Origin of the sequence: Reyranella sp. (assembly GCF_044224635.1) — a bacterium.
GTDB lineage: Bacteria > Pseudomonadota > Alphaproteobacteria > Reyranellales > Reyranellaceae > Reyranella.
This window is the reverse complement of the sequence record NZ_JBGAKA010000009.1, coordinates 150,744-170,161: the sequence shown is the minus strand read 5'-3', so window position 1 is coordinate 170,161 and position 19,418 is coordinate 150,744. Positions and strand designations below refer to the sequence as shown.

At 67.4% G+C, this 19,418-nt stretch carries 13 protein-coding genes and 1 tRNA gene; 6 read left to right on the top strand and 8 right to left on the bottom strand.

Going from position 1 to position 19,418, the window contains the following annotated elements:
- Positions 1–118: 118 nt before the first annotated feature.
- Both ACILR9_RS11370 and aroA read right to left on the bottom strand, forming a co-directional pair.
- On the bottom strand, positions 119–739 hold the full coding sequence (locus tag ACILR9_RS11370) for a (d)CMP kinase (protein ID WP_395710065.1): 621 nt from the start codon (positions 737–739) through the stop codon (positions 119–121).
- Positions 740–744: 5 nt separating this feature from the next.
- Positions 745–2,142, bottom strand: a complete 1,398-nt coding sequence (gene aroA, locus ACILR9_RS11365; RefSeq protein WP_395710064.1) for a 3-phosphoshikimate 1-carboxyvinyltransferase — start codon at positions 2,140–2,142, stop codon at positions 745–747.
- 147 nt (positions 2,143–2,289) lie between these two features.
- Here aroA and ACILR9_RS11360 point away from each other — a divergent pair, with 147 nt between their 5' ends.
- From ACILR9_RS11360 to ACILR9_RS11350, 3 genes are all read left to right on the top strand, one after another.
- Positions 2,290–2,646 (top strand): TIGR02300 family protein, encoded by a 357-nt coding sequence (locus tag ACILR9_RS11360; protein WP_395710030.1) that lies wholly within the window; start codon positions 2,290–2,292, stop codon positions 2,644–2,646.
- 59 nt (positions 2,647–2,705) lie between these two features.
- Positions 2,706–2,781: transfer RNA gene (locus tag ACILR9_RS11355), tRNA-Ala, on the top strand.
- A 267-nt stretch (positions 2,782–3,048) separates the two neighbouring features.
- Positions 3,049–3,315 (top strand): hypothetical protein, encoded by a 267-nt coding sequence (locus ACILR9_RS11350; protein ID WP_395710029.1) that lies wholly within the window; start codon positions 3,049–3,051, stop codon positions 3,313–3,315.
- A gap of 146 nt (positions 3,316–3,461) precedes the next feature.
- Here ACILR9_RS11350 and ACILR9_RS11345 read toward each other — a convergent pair whose 3' ends face one another.
- A complete protein-coding gene (locus ACILR9_RS11345) occupies positions 3,462–5,021 on the bottom strand; it encodes an ABC transporter substrate-binding protein (protein WP_395710028.1) in 1,560 nt (519 codons plus the stop codon).
- A 657-nt stretch (positions 5,022–5,678) separates the two neighbouring features.
- On the opposite strand from ACILR9_RS11345, the gene ACILR9_RS11340 reads away from it, so the two are divergent.
- Complete coding sequence (locus ACILR9_RS11340) at positions 5,679–6,617, top strand: lytic transglycosylase domain-containing protein (protein ID WP_395710027.1); 939 nt, start codon at positions 5,679–5,681, stop codon at positions 6,615–6,617.
- Positions 6,618–6,783: 166 nt separating this feature from the next.
- Here ACILR9_RS11340 and ACILR9_RS11335 read toward each other — a convergent pair whose 3' ends face one another.
- From ACILR9_RS11335 to ACILR9_RS11315, 5 genes are all read right to left on the bottom strand, one after another.
- Positions 6,784–8,523, bottom strand: a complete 1,740-nt coding sequence (locus ACILR9_RS11335; protein WP_395710026.1) for an adenylate/guanylate cyclase domain-containing protein — start codon at positions 8,521–8,523, stop codon at positions 6,784–6,786.
- 33 nt (positions 8,524–8,556) lie between these two features.
- Complete coding sequence (locus ACILR9_RS11330) at positions 8,557–9,534, bottom strand: ABC transporter substrate-binding protein (RefSeq protein WP_395710025.1); 978 nt, start codon at positions 9,532–9,534, stop codon at positions 8,557–8,559.
- A 291-nt stretch (positions 9,535–9,825) separates the two neighbouring features.
- Complete coding sequence (locus ACILR9_RS11325; protein WP_395710024.1) at positions 9,826–10,188, bottom strand: hypothetical protein; 363 nt, start codon at positions 10,186–10,188, stop codon at positions 9,826–9,828.
- A gap of 128 nt (positions 10,189–10,316) precedes the next feature.
- Positions 10,317–11,321: a Bug family tripartite tricarboxylate transporter substrate binding protein gene (locus tag ACILR9_RS11320; RefSeq protein ID WP_395710023.1), complete on the bottom strand. Its 1,005-nt coding sequence runs from the start codon at positions 11,319–11,321 to the stop codon at positions 10,317–10,319.
- A gap of 40 nt (positions 11,322–11,361) precedes the next feature.
- On the bottom strand, positions 11,362–12,132 hold the full coding sequence (locus ACILR9_RS11315) for a hypothetical protein (protein ID WP_395710022.1): 771 nt from the start codon (positions 12,130–12,132) through the stop codon (positions 11,362–11,364).
- Positions 12,133–12,313: 181 nt separating this feature from the next.
- Between ACILR9_RS11315 and ACILR9_RS11310 the strand changes: the two genes are divergently transcribed.
- On the top strand, positions 12,314–14,035 hold the full coding sequence (locus ACILR9_RS11310) for a hypothetical protein (protein ID WP_395710021.1): 1,722 nt from the start codon (positions 12,314–12,316) through the stop codon (positions 14,033–14,035).
- Positions 14,036–14,184: 149 nt separating this feature from the next.
- On the top strand, positions 14,185–19,011 hold the full coding sequence (locus ACILR9_RS11305) for a cytochrome P450 (RefSeq protein WP_395710020.1): 4,827 nt from the start codon (positions 14,185–14,187) through the stop codon (positions 19,009–19,011).
- Positions 19,012–19,418 lie beyond the last annotated feature (407 nt).

Genomic DNA, 19,418 nt, shown 5'->3' with positions numbered 1-19,418 from the left:
CTGCCACCCGTCGGCCAACCGGTTAAGTCCGGCGGATCCACTGCCTGTAAACACCCGCGTCCGGACGACTCGTCCGTTCGCAATCGCCGCTGATCGTCTTCAACCTGCCGGCGGCGACTTACGGCCCGTCAGGTCGAAAGCCCTTGCCCGCCATGAAAGCCAGGGCGGCGGCGAAGGCCGCATCGGCATCCATGTCGCTGGTATCGAGAAGGTAAGCATCGGGCGCGGCTTTCAAAGGGGCAGCCGCCCGTTCGCTGTCGCGACGGTCCCGCTCCGCCATCTCGGCAAGAACGCGCGACCTTATAGGGTCGGCCCCGCGCCCGCGCAACTCCTGGAAGCGACGTTCTGCCCGCGCCGCGACGCTTGCCGTCACGAACAGCTTCACCGGCGCGTCGGGGCAGATCACGGTGCCGATGTCCCGACCGTCGAGCACCGCCCCCGACGCCTGGCCGGCAAATCGCCTCTGGAACGCGAGCAGGTTGGCCCGCACCTCCGACAGCGCGGCGACCCGCGAGCCGGCCTGGCCGGCTTCGTCGCCCCTGAGATGGGGATCGGCGAGATCCTGTGCCTGCAGGGCTGCTGCGACTTCCGCCGGGGGCTCGCCGGACCGCTCGGCACGCCAGCCGACCGCGCGATAAAGCAGACCGGTATCGAGGTGCGGCAGCCCGAAATGGCGGGCGAGTCGCTTGGCCAGGGTGCCCTTGCCGGACGCCGACGGCCCGTCGATGGCAATGACCAGGCGGCTCACGCCGCGCCAGCCGCCGACCCGGACTGGGGTACCGCCGTCACAGTCCCCGCCAATGGCCCGATCCGGGCGCCGAGCTGGTTCATAAGGGCGGCAAAGCCCGGAAAGCTGGTGTCGATCGGCGATCCGTCGTCGACCGCGACCGGCTCGCGCGTGGCGAGGCCCAGGACGAGGAACGACATGGCGATGCGATGGTCGAGATGGGTCGCCACCAGGCCGCCGCCGGCCGGCGCCGCTCCCGTGCCATGCACGGCCAGGCTGTCGGCGCCCATCTCGTGCCGGACACCATTGGCCTGCAGGCCGGCCGCCACGCTCGCCAAGCGATCGCTTTCCTTGCTGCGCAGCTCCGCCAGTCCCGTCATGTGGGTCGTGCCCTCGGCGCAGGCCGCGGCGATGGCGAGGATCGGGTATTCGTCGATCATGGTCGGCGCCCGCTCGGCCGGCACCTCGATTCCTCTGAGGCAGCCGCCGCGGACATGCAGGTCGGCGACCGGCTCGCCGCCGACCTCGCGCCGGTTCTCGAACATGATGTCGGCGCCCATCTCGCTCAGGGTGCGATAGAGACCGGCGCGCAGCGGGTTGATGCCGACATTCTCGATCGTGACGTCGCTGCCCGGCCGGATCGCCGCCGCCACGACGGCGAAGGCGGCCGACGACGGATCGCCCGGCACGACGATGTCGCGCGCCTTGAGCTCAGGCCAGCCGACCACGGTGCTTCGCTTGCCGCCGCCCTCGGCGGGCGCCACGTGCACCTCGGCGCCGAAGTGGCGCAGCAGGCGCTCGGTGTGATCGCGCGTCGCCTCGGGCTCGATCACCGTGGTCTCGCCGGGGGTGTTCAGGCCTGCCAGCAGGATGGCGCTCTTGACCTGGGCCGAGGCGACCGGCAGGCGGTACTCGATCGGCAGCATCTCGTCGGTGCCGATGATGGCGAGCGGCAGGCGGCCGCCCTCGCGCCCTGCGAAGCGGGCGCCCATGCGCCCCAGCGGATCGGTGACGCGCTTCATCGGCCGGCCGCGCAGCGAGGCATCGCCGGTCATGATGCTGGTGAACGGGTGGCTCGCCAGGATTCCGGCCAGCAGGCGGGTCGAGGTGCCGGAGTTGCCCAGGTCGAGCACGTCGGCCGGCTCGCGGCCGCCACCGACCCCGAATCCACGGATCCGCCACAGCCCCCGCTCGCCGTCATGATGCAGCTCGGCGCCGAGGGCGCGCAGGGCGGCCGCGGTGCGCAGCACGTCCTCGCCTTCGAGCAGTCCCCGCACGGTGGTCTCGCCGAGCGCCAGCGCGCCGATCATCAGCGCCCGGTGCGACACCGACTTGTCGCCGGGGGCACGCACGCGACCCTCGAGACGAGGCACGGATCGGGCAACCAGCCCGGTGGCGGACGATCGATTGGACAGCTTGTCCTCCCGCAGGACGGCGGATTTGTGGCGCGCCGTGCTCGTAGCATGCCGGAATTTGGTTTTGACAGGGTGAAAGACGCGTGACATACGCGCTCCCTCGCGGCCGATCCGGCCGATTCTGCGGAATTTCCAGGAGTTCCCTGCGTGGTCAAGGCGAACTGGGGTATCAAGCGCACCTGCCAGAGCTGCGGCGCGCGCTTCTACGACCTGAACAAGAGCCCGATCAAGTGCCCGAAGTGCGGCCGCGAGCATGATCGCGAGGACTTCGTGAAGGTGCGGCGCGGCCGCGGCACGGCCGCGGCGACGGCGGCTTCGGCGGCGGCCGCCGCCGCGGCGGCCAAGGCGGCCGCCAAGAAGAAGGTCGACGAGGCGGCGCTGGCCGGCGACGAGGTGCCTGACGTGGAGGGCGACGAGGCGCTGGAGGATGCCGACGATCTGGCGGACGAGACCGAGGATCTCGAGGTCGAGGTCGAGGACGACAAGGGCGAGGGCGACCGCTAGCGCCTGTTGCCAGCGGGAAGGCCAGGACTTATACCTCGCGCCCGCTTCCCAAGAATTTCGGGGCCATAGCTCAGCTGGGAGAGCGCTACAATGGCATTGTAGAGGTCAGGGGTTCGATCCCCCTTGGCTCCACCAAGAAACGAGGGCCTGGCCGGCAACGGCCGGGCCCTTTGGCTTTGCGGGGACATGCCGGAGAGGAGATGTCGGACGGGGGACTCGCCTTGACTTCCGCTGATCCCGGCTCGACGGATATCAAACCGACCTCGACCTCTACAGAGCCGCTGCTACTGTCCGACAGGAGAAGCCGCCACGAGGCGGCGACTGGGTCAACAGCCGATGATGCGAGCCAAAGCCATCCGTCGCCTTGCCGAACTTCACTCACTGTCGAAGAGCCCCGTCTCGATGAAGACGGTCGGCCTCTATGCTTGCGTCTCGACAATCTTCCTGGTGCCCACAGCCACGAACGGGCAGCAGCGCAGCGTCGACATGGCCTACGTCGAGCGTCGCTTGAGTGCCCTTCAGCAGCAGCTTGCCACTCTCAACGCGCGGCTCGACCAGATCAGGGCGCAGGACCAGCAGCTCCAGCAACAGCTGGAAGCCCTGCGGACGAAGTGGGAGACACGCCTCGAGCGCCTCGAAAAGGGCGGAAACCGTTCGGGTCGCCGTTGACTGGTGGAGCGGCGTTCCTCGAATGTTTCGTTGTTGACCAGGGTATCGAGCCGCTCGAAACAGCCCCTCACCGCGCCGACGCAATGTTCGATCGAGGACGGATCACGATCCTGACGGCGGGCCAGAGGCCCGCCGTCAGGCAATCGCTACTCCAGCCAGACGTCGTCGAAGCGCCAGTTGTTGTAGATGCTGTTGACCTGGATGGTGACGCCCTTGAGGCCGGGCTGCCAGCAGGTGGCACCATACATGTAGTAGAGCATCGGCCGCACCGCCTCGTTGGTCAGCTTCCTGTCGATCTCCCAGGCGATCTTCCTGCGCTTCTCCGGATCGCGTTCGGCAGACTGCGCGGCCACCATCGCGTCGATGTCCTTGTTGCAGTAGTCCATGTAGGTGCGCGAGCCGCAGACGTAATTCTCGAAATAGTTCTGGTCCGGATCGTCGACGCCGTTGCCGACCTGGCTGACGGCGATCGCGTAGTCGCGGCGGATCAGCTTGGGCACCCACTGCGCCGTATCCACCAGCTGCAGCTCGCCGTCGATGTGGATCTCCTTCAGCTGGCTGATCAGGATCACCGATGCGTCGCGATAGGTCGGCAGGTTGCGGGTCGAGACTTTGAGCTTCAGCGGCTTGTTGGGCCCATAGCCCTTGGCCGCCATGATCGCGCGCGCCTTCTCGCGGCTCTTGGCGACGTCGGCGCCGTAGCCCGGCAGCTCGCGCAGGATCTCCGCCGGCAGGCCCCAGCGGCCCTCCGGCAGGGGCTGCATGGCGCCGCCGGCGTCGCCGGTGCCCGAGGTCATAATGTCCCGGAACGCCTTGCGGTCGAGCGTCATGGCGACGGCGCGGCGCACCTCGATGTCGTCGAACGGCGGGACGGGATTCATCAGGATGTTGGCGGCGACGTTCATCGGGGCGGTCTCGCAGATCGCATCGGGCCGGTTGGCCTTGATGTCGCCGACCAGCGGCACCGTGACCTCGAACGGGAAGATCATGTCGAACTTGCTCGACTGGAAGGCCAGGATCGCCGTCGAGCGGTTGGGGATGATGGTGTACTCGACGCCATCGAGATACGGCTTGCCCGGCTTCCAATAGCTCGGATTGCGCACCAGCTTTATGGTCTGGTTGGGCTTGTACTCGACGAACTTGAATGGGCCGGTGCCGATCGGCGCCTGGCGCATCTCGCGCGGGCCGACATGGCAGGGATACATCGGCGAGAAGCCCGAGGCGAGCAGGCCGAGCAGCGCGGGCTGCGGCGCCTTCAGCTTGAGGACGGCCTCGCTCTCGCCATTGGCGGTCGCGCTCTCGACGTTGGCATACCAACCCTTGCGAAAGTTGACCTTGAAGTTCTCCGGCGCGTTGCCCTGCAGAAGATCGATCGTGCACTTCACATCGGCGGCCGTGAACGGCTTGCCGTCGTGCCACTTGACGCCCTTGCGCAAGGTGAAGGTCAGCGTCTTGCCGTCCTCGCTCCAGGCCCACTTCTCGGCGAGATCGGGCACGATGTCGTCGAGGCTGTTCTGTTTCCTGGCCGGATCGAACATGACCAGGTTGTTGAACACGCCCATCATCGGCAGCACGGTCGAGATCGTGCCTTCCTCGTGGATCGACATGCTGGCGGGGCTGTCCCGGTGGGTGATGCGCAGGATGCCGCCCTGCTTCTGGGCGGAGGCGCTGGCGAAAGGTGCGCTGAGCAGGAACGCGAGAACCACAAATCGCACACACAACAAAGCGACGCGTATCATCGTGGGCTTCCTCCTTGACGTCGCGGCCCGCGTTCCTTGGATGGAACTTTTGATGCATGACCGGGCCACGTCGGTGCGTGGAGCCTAGGCGTTTCTCGCAGCCTGCGCCATCTCGCCACCGATCGCAGTCGTTGCGCTTTCCGGTTCCTCTTGCCGCCTTACGTCGCAGATGCGCCCACGACGAGCAGGGCCTGAAGGGCTGCAAAGGCCACCAGGAAGGCGACAAGGGCGCACTCGACTGCCTTGCCGCGATGGCCCCGCATCCTGAGCCGCAGGGAGTGGTTCGGTGCCGACGGCGAGCGCATGATCATATCGGACACGGCAATGCCCCGAATGGCTGACAAGTGAGTTCTGGATGGCCTCCCGCGCGATCCAAGGCGACGAGGAAGACTTGGAGGCTCTCGACCATCCGAAGATCGATCTTCGAACGACGGCTCGTGTACCGATGCTTCGTATCCCGGCCGTGTTGCGGCCCAGGCAAATTGTGTCGTCCGTGTCGCGGCGTCCCTTCCGGGCCTCTCTTTCCCGTTCCGTGTCCGAGCCGCGCCCTGTAGCCTGAGCAACGGTGCTCGGGAGGAACCCCATCGTGACCGCTTCACGCCTCTCCCTCCGATGAAGCACGCGATGGCCCGGCGGAGGGTGACATTGCGGCTCGCGGCGGCCTGTGCGCTGCTCGCGGCTGCCCTGTCGCACTTGGCGCCGGTGCACGCCGAAGCGCAGGACGAGTCGACCGGCGCCGCAAACGAGGAATCTCCGAAAGCCGCGTCGACAGGGACGCAAGCCAAGGACTCACGTCCGTCGGTCGACGAGATCTGCCGCACGCTGGCCCGGGCGGCGGCCGACAACGAGCTCCCCGAGGAGTTCTTCACCCGTCTCATCTGGCAGGAGAGTCGCTTCGACCCCAAGGCGGTCAGCCCGGCAGGCGCGCAGGGGATCGCGCAGTTCATGCCGCAAACCGCCGCGACGCGTGGACTCACCAACGCGTTCGAGCCGCTGCAGGCGTTGCGCGAATCGGCGAGCTATCTGCGCGAGCTGCGCGCAACCTTCCGCGGCAATCTCGGGCTGGCGGCGGCGGCATACAACGCCGGCCCCGCCCAGGTCGAAGCCTGGCTGGCCGGCCGACGCCGCCTTCCGAACGAGACGCTTGCCTATGTCCTCATCATCACCGGCCACGCCGCGCAGACCTGGGCGTCGCAACCGCCGCAATTGCCGTACTCGAGCACGCTTGGCGGCGTGCGCTGCGTCGAGCTCGCCAGGCAGATGATGATCAGTCCGCATCCTCGGCGCGATCTTGCTTCCGATCCGGCATGGGGGCCCTGGGGCGTCCAGCTTGCCGGCACCTGGTCCGAAGGACGCGTCCTCGCCACCTACGAGCAGTTGCGGCGCAAGTACACGGCCGTTCTCGGCGACCGGCTGCCGCTGGTGCTGAACGCGCGTCGTCGGGTGCCCTTCTCGGTCATCGTCCGCGTCTCGGAGAGCAGCCGGGCAGAGGCGAACGCACTGTGCGCCAGGCTGCGCGCCGCCGGCGGCGCCTGCATCGTTCTGCGCAACCCGCGTAGCTGAAGGGGCTCAGCTGCTGCAGGCAGGCGCGGCAGTCTCGGGCAATGTTTTCGGGTTGATCATGCTCTTCCGGACCGCGAGGGTCCCGCTCGCTCAGATTCATGAGCGAGCGGGAATGAAGCTGATCCTTCTTGAAGCCTCATCTGTTTCCGCTTGAACCGATCAGGCTCTAGGCCCTTACCTTTCCATCGCCGGCGGCATACACGGGAACCGGCTGGTCGAATCCCTTCAGCTTCCGCGGATCGAGCTCGACCAGCGACACCTTTGAACCAACCTCGCGCGCCGCAACGCGATCGATGAGGATTTCACCGTCCTCCGCGCTTGCACACAGGCGCGACGCGAGGTTCACGACATTGCCGATCGCGGTGTAGTGGAGGCGGCCCTCGGATCCGATTCGCCCGACCGTGGCGGGCCCCATCGCCAGGCCGACGCCGAAGCCAAGCCGGCTGTCGAGTGCACGCCAGCCGATCAGGAGCTTCTGCACGCTCCCTTGCATGTCGTTCGCCAGCTTGACCGCCCGCAGGGCCGGATCGGAGCAGGACACCGGCGCGTTGACCAGCACCATCACGCCGTCACCGAAGAAGTTGATCAGCGTCGCCTCGTGGGCGCTGACCGCGCGCTCGAGCGCGTTGTGGTACTCGCGCAGCACAGAGATGACGGTTTCGGCCTCGGCGCCAGCCGAGAAGGCGGTGAAGCCGCGGAGATCGCAGAAGATCACCACCACGTCGACGCGCCGGCCATCCAGAACGCGGTCGTCACCGGTGCGATCGATCAGCTCGGCCACTTGCGGTGGGAGAAAGCGCCTGAGCCGGCCGATGCGTTCCGAGCGCTCCTGCGACAGCGCGAGCTCGCCCGCCATCTCGTTGAACCGGGTCGCGAGCCGCTCGAACTCGTCGCTCGTCGTCAGGCTGATCCGATGAGCGAATTGTCCTGCACCGATCCGGGTGACCCCGTCCTCCAGCACACGGATCGGTTCGATCATGCGCCGGGTCAGCCAGTAAGCGAGCCCGGCCGCGAGGGCCGTGCCGGCAACCAGCAAGGCCACGGTGCGCCAGAGCGCAGCATAGATCGGCTCGAACGCCTCGGCGACCGGTTGCTCGACGACGACGCTCCAATCCACGCCGGGGATCTGCGCCATCGCCGCCAGCACCCGATTGCCGGAAATGTCGCGGCCGGCAGCCACCTGTCCCGAGCGGGCGACAATGGCCGCCCGCAGAGCCTGCAACGGTCTTTGCGCGCTCTCGTCGGCGCGCAGCACCAGGCTGATGTCGGGATGGGCGACGAGACGTCCCGGCTGATCGAGCACGAAGGCGTCGCCGGTGCGCCCCACCCGAATGCCCGAGATCACCTCCCAGATGAACTTGAGATTGACCTCGGCGATCGCCACCCCGTCCGCCGCACGATTGCCCGAGATGGCGACGGTCATGAAGGGTTCCGAGTCGTTGTGGAAGGTGACCGGTCCGAACCACGTCCGATCCGATCGGCCCCCCACGACGGCAGGGCTCGCGGAAAGATCGCGGCCGTCCTCGATCCTGTTGAGGCCGATGCGCGATATGAACAGGCGTTCCCGTCCGGCGGGGTCGACCAGAATGAGGCTCTCGATGGCCGGGGCTTGGCGCAGCAGGCGCAGGGCGTCGAGCCGGCGCCGGTTGCCGGGATTCTCCGACCACGGCAACTGTACCGTCCAGCCCATCTGGTCGCGGATCCCGTCGATGAAATCCGCAATCTTCACGGCCGCCAGCCGGGCCTCCGCATCCAGGAGGTCATTCAGCCTGGCGCGCTGGTCGCGGTATCCGAACCATGCTTCGCTTGCACCCGCGATCAGAAGCGGCGCGACGACCGCCGCAAACAGGGTGCGAAAGTATTTCTTGAAGAGCGTCGCGCGCGGAGCGGCGATCGGATCGGCCATCGTATCAGCTCGCGCGACGGCCGATCGACCCGGTCATTCGATCACCCGATCGGCGCTGCCCAGGAGCGAAGACGGAAAGGCGAGGCCGAGCGTGTCGGCAGCCTTCAGATTGATGAACAGCTCGACCTTGGTGACTCGTTGCACCGGCAGATTGGCAGGCTTCTCGCCCTTGAGGATGCGGCCGGCGTAGATCCCGGCATTGCGGTGCGATTGGCTGAAATCTCCACCATAGCTCATCAGGCCGCCAGCGAGCGTAAAGTCGCGCGATTGGGTCATTGCGGGCACGCCATGGCGCACCGCGAGCGCCGCCAGCTGCTGGCTGCGGTAAGCGAAATAGGGATCGGAGCTGAAGACGAGTCCGCCTGCCTGAGACTCACGCGCGGCGGCGAACAGGCGGTCGAACTCCTCCTCCGAGCTCGTCTTCAGGACGACCAGGCTTACGCCGAGGCTCTCCGCCGCGGCATGGAGGTTCTTCAATTGCGAGTTCGAGGTCGGACTCGTCGGGTTGATGGCAACGGCGAATATCTTGCTGGCCGGGCGCACTTCACGCATGAACTCCAGGCGCTTGCGCGAAACCTCCACGCTGAGGCTCGTCACGCCGGTCAGGTTGCCTCCCGGCCGCGACAGGCTGTCGACGACGCCCAGCGCAATCGGATCACCGCCCATCTCGAAGACGATCGGGATGGTCGACGTCGCCTGCTTTGCCGCGAGCGCCACTTCGGCGCCGCCTGCCGCCACCACGACCACCACCTGACGGTTCGCGAGCTCCTTCGCGAGCGCCGGCAGTTGGGCGTACTGGCCTTCTGCCCACCGGAACTCGATCGCGACGGTGCTGCGACCTTCCGCGTAGCCGGCTTGCGCCAAGCCCTCGCGAAAGGCACTGAGCCGACTGCCGTAGCGTTGCGGGGACTCGGAGCCGAGATAGCCGATAATCGGCATGGCCTGCGCATGAGCCGCAACCGTCCATGCCGCTGCGCCACCAGCGAGCGCGATGAAACCGCGGCGCGCCATTCCCTCAGCGAGATCGGCAGGGCCGCGGGGCAGCAAACGCAAGGTAGTCCCTCCTTCGAACCAGGATCGCCCGGTCAATGGACCGCAGCATAATGTCCTAATTTGGCCAGCGAATCAGTCGTTCGCTCGCCCAGGAGAGCCGACGCAGCATGTAAGGCGCTGTTCTCGTTGATCACACAACCCATGAGCACCATCGGAGTGGCACGCCCGCAGCAGCGAGGGACCTTTCAAATAACTACGGCCGCCCGCCGGCCGACGCTAGATCACGGTCGGATCTTCGTCAGAGATGCTCTACGGGCACGGCGTGCCGACGTACATCATCTTCTCGGTCGACCACGCCTCGATGCCGCAGCTCGCGTCCTTGGTCGGCGCCGCTGCACCCGCTTCGGTGCGCGACGGCAGGGAGAACCTGGCATCCTGCAAGGCCTTCTCGATGCCGGGAATGCCCGCAACGTCACCGACCTTGCATTGCGCCACCGCCGCGCGCGCTTCGAGGCTTTGCGGTTGCCGTCCGCGCTTGGAGCTCATGTCGAGATACTGCTCGTACTTGGCGACCAGCGACCGGCAGTAGTCGGCGTCACTCGATTGCGCGGACGCCGCGCCCGGCAGAGAAATCGCGGCGACGACAAGCAAACCCTTCAAGGTCTTAGTCATGGCAACCTCCATCGCTCGAGGATCGAGCGACGGCAGATTCCGCAACGATCGCGGCAACAACCGGACTTTTGCGTTACACCGCACTGACAATGGATGGCGCCGCGCGTCTCGACGCGCACGCCGCCCTGTCAGCGCGCTTCCAGTCCGGCGTGGTCGATCACCTTCTTCCACTTCGCTCTCTCCGCGGCCATGCGGATCACGAGGTCCTCGGGGCAGCTCGAGAGCTCGCGCACACCGACGTTGCGGATCTTGCGCACCATCGCCTCCGAGCGAATGCCCTTGGCGACGGCACGCGAAAGCTTGTCGACGAGGTCGACGCGCGTACCCGCCGGCGCCGCGAGATACCACCAGAGCGTCGCCTCGAAATCGGCGTAGCCCTGCTCGGCCACGGTTGGAATGTCGGGCGCGGCGAACCAGCGCTGGCTCGAGCTTACCGCCACAGCGCGCAACGCACCGGAACGGATGTACGACAGGCAGGTCGGCAGATTGTCCATGGCGACGTGGATGTTGCCGGCGAGAAGATCCGCCAGCATGCGCGACCGGCTGTCGTAGATCATGTGCCTCAACCGGATCCCGGTGACGCTCTGGAGATACTCCATCGCCAGGTGACCGGCGCTACCCAGCTCGGGCGAGGCATAACGTACGCGGGACGGACCGAGCGTTGTGCAATAGTCGACGAACTCCCTGAGCGAGCGGATCGGAAACCTCGGATGCACGACAAGCACGTTCGCCACCTCGCCGACGAGCGAGATCGGCGCGAAGCTCTCGACGCCGTCGTACGGCACATACTTGCGCAGATAGTGGTTCGTCACGGCGGTGCCGATATGACCGAGAAGCAAGGTACGGCCGTCGGGCGATGCCTTGGCGACGATCTCGGCGCTGACATCGCCGCCCGCGCCGGTCCTGTTGTCGACCATGAACGGCGATCCCGTCGCCTCGCCCAGGATATGGGCCACCACACGCGCCATGACGTCGGTGGTCCCTCCGGCGGCGAACGGCACGACAATGCGGGCGACGCCGTCGACCGGCGTGAATCCCTGGGACCGGCCGATGCCGGCGAACGAGGGCAGCGCAAGCGTAGCAACGCCGAGACCGGCACCGAGAGTGGTGCGGCGACGGATTGCGATCGGCATTTTCCCCTCCTGTGTTTGCGGTTGGAGGCCGGCGGCCTCCTCAACAGACGGATGGCACCTGCAGACCGTTGAGCTGGGCCGTGAAGTGCGGCACCGCCCCTTCCAGGCAACGCGACCACGCAGTTACCGAGACGTTGACGAGCTTGTCGCCGAGCTGGTCCAGCAGCGCATTTTCGACGGCGTGCTGGAAGTCGCTCATGCCGTGGGCCCAGCCGGCCGGCGTGAGCAGGGCGGCCAGGGCCGCAGCCGACGATCCGCGCGCGAAGCACCCCAGCACGGCAAGCTCGATATCGGACGGGCTGGGCAGCAGGGCGTCGACATTGAGACGGACGTCATAGCGACGCGGCCGCGGCGGATCGTTCCACCGGCCGCAGGCGAACGGGATGTCGACCGAACCGAGACGCATGGTGAAGCTCGAGCCGATCGATGGCAGGATGCGATCACTGCCGCGGTTCCGCAGATAAGAAAGCGCCGAGGACGACATCAGGCCCGAGATCTCTTCCTCTTCGAGGCGCGAGATCGGGCGCAAGGGCACGCGCACGTCGGTCGGCTTGCCCTTCACCAGGTGGCGCACCACCACCTCCCTGACCCCAGTGGAGGTGAAGATGCCCATGGCATGCAGCGGCATAGGGACTTCGAGCACGATGCCGGCCGGCGGTTCCTGGCGGAACTCGTAGGTGTTCGGCACCGCATGAATCGGCGCGAACCAATTGGTCCAGCCCAGCGTCGGGTTCAAGCCGACACCCGTCAGGCAGAGGTAATGGGCGAACTCGAAAGCGTCCATGCGATCGAGATGTCCAAGCTTGCTCATCGTGCACCCCGTCAATTTGCGACGAAACTTCCGCTCCCAACGGCGGGCTTCAGCGCGGTCGAGTATCGACACCGGGCGTTATCCGGGTGGGAAGCCAGCGTTCGGAAAACGTGATTTCCGCGTGTATCGACGCGATTCGCCCCGCGGGCTAGAGTGCGCCCCGTCGCCGTCGATCGGGGGAATGATGGCTGTTCCGGCCCATCGATTTTCGCTCTCGCTGTTGGGCTCGTTCCGGCTTGTCGGCCCGGACGGCGAGCGCATCGAGATCGTCAGCCGCAAAGGCATGGCCATGGTCGCCATGCTCGCCACCGCCGACGGCGGCGAGCGGACGCGCGGCTGGCTGCAGGAGAAGCTGTGGGGACAGCGCGACCGGCCGCAGGCCCAGGGCAGCCTGAGACGCGAGCTCAGTCATCTGCGTGAGCACCTCAATGCCGGACCGAAGCCGGCGCTGATCTGCGAGCGGCAACGGGTGCGCCTCGACTTGCCGCAATTCGACGTCGACGTGCTGGGCCTACGACAGGAGGGCAGCAGCGGCGGCGACTTCCTCGAGGGCTTCGATCTCGCCGGCGAGGAAGGCTTCGAGGACTGGTTGCGGGAGCAGAGGAGCCAGCTGGCGGCGCGCCTGCCGGGCCAGGCGGCCGGGCGACCGGTGCTGCGCGACGTGTCGGTAGCGCGCGCCCCGGAGAGCGGCTTCGTCGATCGCCCTGCGCTGGCCATCCTGCCTTTCGCCAACCTCACGGGCGATCCGGCCAACGATTATCTGTGCGAAGGCGTCAGCGAGGACCTGATCGACCGCGTGTCCCGCCTGCGCTGGCTGCCGGTGATTTCCCGCAACTCGAGCTTCGCCTTCGCCTCCGACCGCCTCGACCCGCGGGTCATCGGCCAGCAGCTGCGCGCGAAGTACCTCCTCGAAGGCCGCCTCAAGCCGTCGAGCGACGGCTTCTCCCTCGCCGTCAACCTGTCCGACGCGGTCAGCGGCTATTCGATGTGGTCGCATCGCGTGCCGCTGCCACCCGACCGCTCGCAGGATGCGCTCGACCCGATCGTCGCCGAGCTGGTCGGCGTGCTCGACACGCAGGTCGACTACGCCGAGCAGGCGCGCGCCCGCGGCAACCGCCAGAACCGGCTGGAGTTCAACAACCTGATCTGGCGTGGCCGCTGGCATCTCAACCGGCTCACCAGCGCCGATTCCGGGATCGCCCGGCAGCTCTTCGAGCAGGCGCTCGAGCTCGAGCCCGATTCGCCCGAAGCGCTCATCCAGGCGACCTACTGCCTGGGCTGGACGCTGTGGGCGCAGCGCGGCAACGAAGCCGAGATCGGCGAGATGCGGCGCCTGGCGCATCGCGCCATTGTCGCCGACCCCGACGATGGCCGGGGCCACATGCTGGCCGGCATCGCCGAGCTGTGGCTGCGTCAGACTGCACGGGCGCGCACCCTGTTCGAGCGCGCCATTGCCCTCAATCCCAGCCTGTGCCAGGCGCATGCCCAGCTGGGCTGCCAGCACAACCTGATGGGCGAGCCGGCGCAGGCGATCGAACCGCTGCGCCGCGCCCAGCGGCTGAGCCCAAACGACATCCACATCTTCTTCATCATCGGCGAGCTGGCGCTGTCGTACTGGATGCTCGGCCGCTGGAACGATGCCATCGACCACGCCGATCAGTCGCTGGTCCGCCGGCCGGCCTACTGGTACGCCCTCGTCATCAAGATCAACGCCCTGCTCGGCAAGGGCGACCGCGGCGCGGCGCGGCGCGCCTACGACGAGCTGATGATGCTGAAGCCGGATTTCACGCCGAAGTTCATCGACTGGACTCCGTTCATCGATCGCACCTGGAACCAGCGTCTGGCCGGCGGCATCGCCCAGGTGACAGGTGACGTAAAGCCGGTGTCGCGACGGCGCCAGTAAGAGCCTGTAACAAACAAATGCTTGAAGCTCCGATACTGGCACGTGGCGCGCGAGACACAGACGCTGTCATCCCGATGCACTCAATCGCGTGAACTGAATCACACGCCCTGAGCGGCGTCTTTCTTCCACGGCTTGCGGGGCCTTCTTCCATGCTCGAGCTCAAATACTTCAGGCTGATCGACGCCTACGAGCGGGCGGAGCGGGAAGCGGCCGAGCCGCCGCCGGCGCGCCCCTTCGACATCGCCGAGCTCGGCCAGGACAACACGATGAAACGCGCCATCACCGAGGTGGTGCGCGTCGCCGTGCTGGCCATCTTCAAGCTGCTGCGTGCTTTCTGCCCGGTGGCGCGCATCGGCCGGCTGGTCATCGTCTCGCGCCACGCCGACGTCCGTGAGGTGCTGCTGGATCGCCAGCATTTCCAGGTGCCGTTCGGCCCGGAGATGCGCAGCCTCACTGGCGGCGCCGATTTCGCCCTCGGCCTCGACGGCGAGGCCCACGACCGGCAGCGCCGCTTCCTCGACGCCGTCGTGCGCCGGGCCGACGCGACGCGCATCCTCGAGCGGACGCGCTACTTCACCACGGCGCTCCTCGAGAGCTCGGGCGGCCGGATCGACGTCATGACCGACCTCTTCGGCCGCGTCCTGACCGAGAGCTGCAGCGAGTATTTCGGGCTCGACCTCGACGAGCCGCACGCCTTCCTCGACCGCTCGATCGGCATCTCCGCCCTGATCTTCGCCGATCCGTTCGGCAGCCTGAAAACCCGCCGGCTGGCCATGAACGGCGCCCAGCGCGTGCGCTACCTCGTCGACCGTGCCATCGAGCGCGCCCATGCCCTGCCGCGCGAGACCGTCATCGATCGGCTGGTCCAGTTCAGGGACGAGCACGGCGCCGCGATCCCGGACGACGAGATCCGCGCCATGATGATCGGCACGATGACCGGCCTGATCCCGACCAACCTCCTGGGCGCAGGCAAGATGCTGGAAGAGCTGATGCGGCGCGGCCTGCTGCAGAAGGCCATCGAGACGGCCGCGGCAGCCGAGCGCCATCGCCAAACCGATCCGCAAACCGCCGACCGGCATCGCCAAGTCCTGCGCGACCTGCTGTTCGAGGCATCGCGGCTCAACCCGGCGCTGTTTCCCGGCCAATGGCGCTTCGCCCCGCGTACCGCCACCATCGCCGGCAAGACCATCGAGGCCGGGTCGGTCATCATGGTGGCGACCCTCTCGGCATTGCGCGATCGCCGGGCGTTCACTGCGCCGGATCGCTTCGAGGCGGGCCGCAGGGTCGACCCCGACCTGATGTTCGGCACCGGATCGCATCGCTGCCTCGGCGCCCACCTCGCCATGGAGCAGATCACCGAGATCTTCCAGATCCTGCTGGCCCAGCCCGGCATCCAGCTCGCCCAAGGCGCCGCCGGCATCATGTCCCACATCGGCCCCTACCCGCGCCGGCTCGACATGGTGTTCCAGCCCGCCGGCGCGCCGGCACAGCAGAACATGATCACCATCCAGGCGCGGCTCGCGCCGGACAGCCTGGCCGAGGTGCGCGCCATGATCGTGGCGCTCGGCAATCCGGCGACCGCCGACAGCGCCATCGGCCAAGCGCTCGGGCGCACCAACCTCGTTCACTTCGCATCGCTGTCGGCTTTCGACGCCGCCGATCCGGACGACGCGCAGGCCGCGCCCGATCCTCGTCTTGTCCTCGAGCTCAGCGTCGACGGAGAAGCCGACCGGGCTCTGGTGCGGATCGTCGAGGAAGCCGGCCCGCTGATCGAGCCGATCTTCCGGCACATCGCCGGCAGCGGGACGCGTCCGCTCGCCGAGCTGCTCCACGCGCACAAGACGAAGCTCCACTTCTTTCCGTGGGGCGCTACCGGCCTCAACTTCAACGGCACGCCGGATTGCCCGGTGGGCGACATCGAGCAACAGCGCAAGGTGTCGACGTTCGTGCGCGACGCCCTCGATCGCTTCCTGCGCGCCCACGATGGCGTCCACAAGCGGGCGATGGATGTGCTGACCTATGTCAGGAGCCTGACGCTTCCCCACGAGACGTTGCAGTCGGCAAAAGCGTCGCCATCCGATGCCGCCGGCAAAGCAGCCGAAGCAACGTTGCGCAGCGACGGCGCGGCGCTGCGCCCGTTCCTGATCCGCCCGGCGGGGCGACGCCTGGCGATGTCCGAATGGACCGGCCGCGGCAACAGCGTGGGCTGGCCGGCTCTCCTCAGATCCACGGTCGGGCTCTACGGCCTGCTGCTGGTGATCGCGGTCGTGTCGCTGAACGGCGCTGCGATCCATTCCGTCGTCGGCACGACACCCTGGATCACGCCGGCCCTGCTGGTCGTGTGGGGCGCCGCCACGGCCGCTCTCCTCATCGCAACCTTCGTCGCCAACGGCTTCGCCCGGATCGGCGAGGTGTGGAATCGGATCGTCACGATCCTCGTCTATCTCGGCATCCTTCTGGCCGGCGTAGCAGCGCTCGCGATCGTGACCGGCGGCGTGGTCGTTGCCTCGGGCGAAGCGTCCCGCATCCTGCAAGACTGGTTGCCCGGTCTCGCCGACAGCGTGCGCTGGGTGCTGGCGGTAGCGTGCGGCCTGATCGTAACCGCCGTCGTGCTGCGCGCCCTCGCCGCGTTCGTGCCGCTGCTCTGGAGGTATCGCCAGCCGCTGCTCCTGGTCGTCGCCGGGATCGCTGCGCTGGCTGTCGCCTGCTTCCTGTGGCGGCACCTGGGGGCGCTGGCGCTCACCGTGACCGGCGGAATTCTCGCAAGCTTCCTGCTGTTTCTGGCGGTTGCCGGCGTCTTCCTGGCGATCCTCTACTGGCACGAGCTGCACGACGTACCCGACGAGCGGACGGCGCCGCTCGACAGCATCGCCCGCATCGCCGCCAAGGAGAATCCGGCTGGCTATGTCCAGAACCACATCACCGCGGTGACGCCGTTGAAGGCCGGCGCCTTCCGCAAGCTCACGCTGGCGGTGTCGCTCTGGGGCATCGGCAAGCTGGTGCAGTACTGGTTCCGGCCGGGCTTCGTGCTCAACATGGGCACCATCCACTATGCGCGATGGTTCCGCCTGCCAGGCAGCGAGATGCTGGTGTTCTTCTCCAACTACGACGGCAGCTGGCAAAGCTATCTCGAGGACTTCGTCACCAAGGCCCACAACGGCCAGTCGGCGGCGTGGAGCAACGGCCGCGGGTTTCCCAAGACGACCCTGCTGGTCCTCGAAGGGGCGAAGGACGGCGACCGCTTCAAGCGCTGGGTGCGGCGCCAGCAGATCGTCACGCAGTTCTGGTACAGCCGCTTCCCCGACCTGACGACCGACCAGATCCGCACCAATGCCCTCATCCATGACGGCCTGATGCGGGCGCAGACCGACACCGCGGCGCGCGCCTGGCTCGACTGCATCGGAACCATGCCGCGTCCCGACAACGCCCTCGAGTCCGACGAAGTCCAGTCGATCGTGTTCCGCGGCCTGCCTGCCTACCGCTACACGCTGAGCGCCGCGCTCGCGCTGCCCGAGGACCGGGCGCAGCGGCGCGCGTGGCTCGACCTCCTGTGCCAGCAGGTGCGCTTCGGCGAGCATCCGGACCTCTCGCAACGAGTCGCGACTTTCGTCGGCTTTTCCGCGCGCGGCATCGCGCAGTGCCTGGATTGCCGCGATCGTCCCGAAGAGGCCGAGCGGGTGATGAGCACCTTCCCCTCGGCCTTCCGCCTCGGCATGGCGAGGCGCGCCACGATCCTTGGCGACCGTGGGGCATCGGCGCCGGACAGCTGGCGCTGGGCGGATGCCGATACCACGCAGGGTTCCGCCAAGACGGCGGACGTCATGCTCTTCGTCTACGGCAGGACGATCGAGGACTGCCGGCAGGCGCTGGACCGCCACTACGCGGTCCTGAAGCCGATGGCGACCTGGGAGGTCATGACCCAACCGACGGAGAAATCTCTCGAGGCCGAGGAGGAAAGCCAATCCAGGGGTGAGCGGGGCGCCGCGCCGATGTACGAGCATTTCGGTTTCCGCGACGGCATTTCCCAACCGGTCATCCGTGGCAGTCAGCGCGCCGCGGCGACTGGCTACAGCGCCGACCTGGTCGCCGCCGGCGAATTGATCCTGGGCTACAAGAACGGTGCGGGCTACGTGGCGCCGGCGGTGACCGTGCCGGCCGAACGCGACCCGGGCGACGACCTGGAAACCGATACGCCGGCCTTCGCCTCGCGCTTTCCGCGCTTCGACGGCTCGCAGGACTCCGAGTCGCGCGACTTCGGCCGCAACGGGACCTTCGTGGCGGTCCGCCAGCTGGCGCAGGATGTCGACGGGTTCAACGGCTTCGTCGCCGCCCAGCGCCAGGAGCTGGAAAAATATCCCGGCATCCAGGAAGTCGTTGGCGGCCCGATCACCGACGACTGGATCGCCGCCAAGATGATGGGTCGCTGGCAGACCGGCGCCTCGCTCATCCGCGCGCCGCATGCCGTAAAAGGCCGCCCGCCGCCGCAGACGGCTGACAACGACTTCAGTTTCGCGACCGACGACCCTCAGGGGCTGCGCTGCCCCTTCGGCGCGCACATCCGGCGGGCCAACCCGCGCGGCAGCCTGGCGCCCGACGATCCGATCCAAAGCCAGATCGAGCGGCGTCATCGGGTGTTACGGCGCGGTCGGCCCTATACCGGTGCCGATGGCGACCCGGCGGAACGCGGCATGCTGTTCGTCGCCCTCTGCGCCGACCTCGAGCGCCAGTTCGAGTTCCTGCAGCAATCCTGGATCGGATCGCCCGCCTTCCATGGGCTCACCAACGAACCCGATCCGATCACCGGGCCGCCGCCGTGTTCCGGCCCGCACGACTTCACGATCCCGACGACGGCTGGCGCCGTCACGCTGAAGGGGCTCAAGAACTTCGTGACGGTGAAAGCCGGCGGCTATTTCTTCATGCCGAGCCGCTCGGCGCTGCGCTTCCTCGCAAGCCAGGCAGAGCGCCCGCCGCGATAGTGCTACTACGATGACACCGGAGCTCGTACACGTCGCACGCCTTGCTGCCGCTGCTGCCCGGGCAAGGTGGCCATGTCGGCTTCCACGGCGTCGGCAGCCGCCAGCCCTGGAGCGACCTCGCGATCGCAAGGTTCATCGCCCGGCGCGGTCAGCCCACTCCGGCGACCGCGAGCGGCAAATGACAAGGCGTTATTGCCCGCTCGGCAGGGGGAATTCACGTCATCGACCGAGAGCGCGACCAATGGACCCTCGACATTTGCGATTCTGTGCACAAATTTGCCGCCATCCGATGGGACAGGGACTGCCGGTGCAGTACATTCCTGCCGCGATTTTGCCCGGCGGACGCGTTACAATGATTGACCAGATGGTGTGGATGGGGAGCGGTCGCCCATGGGGCGCGTAAGAAG

Excerpts from the sequence above, each read along its gene's own strand:
- ACILR9_RS11350 (WP_395710029.1), top strand. The coding sequence starts at position 3,049 with ATGAAGACGGTCGGCCTCTATGCTTGCGTCTCGACAATCTTCCTGGTG.
- ACILR9_RS11340 (WP_395710027.1), top strand. The coding sequence starts at position 5,679 with ATGGCCCGGCGGAGGGTGACATTGCGGCTCGCGGCGGCCTGTGCGCTG.
- ACILR9_RS11335 (WP_395710026.1), bottom strand. The coding sequence starts at position 8,523 with ATGGCCGATCCGATCGCCGCTCCGCGCGCGACGCTCTTCAAGAAATAC.
- ACILR9_RS11330 (WP_395710025.1), bottom strand. The coding sequence starts at position 9,534 with ATGGCGCGCCGCGGTTTCATCGCGCTCGCTGGTGGCGCAGCGGCATGG.
- ACILR9_RS11325 (WP_395710024.1), bottom strand. The coding sequence starts at position 10,188 with ATGACTAAGACCTTGAAGGGTTTGCTTGTCGTCGCCGCGATTTCTCTG.
- ACILR9_RS11320 (WP_395710023.1), bottom strand. The coding sequence starts at position 11,321 with ATGCCGATCGCAATCCGTCGCCGCACCACTCTCGGTGCCGGTCTCGGC.
- ACILR9_RS11315 (WP_395710022.1), bottom strand. The coding sequence starts at position 12,132 with ATGAGCAAGCTTGGACATCTCGATCGCATGGACGCTTTCGAGTTCGCC.
- ACILR9_RS11310 (WP_395710021.1), top strand. The coding sequence starts at position 12,314 with ATGATGGCTGTTCCGGCCCATCGATTTTCGCTCTCGCTGTTGGGCTCG.
- ACILR9_RS11305 (WP_395710020.1), top strand. The coding sequence starts at position 14,185 with ATGCTCGAGCTCAAATACTTCAGGCTGATCGACGCCTACGAGCGGGCG.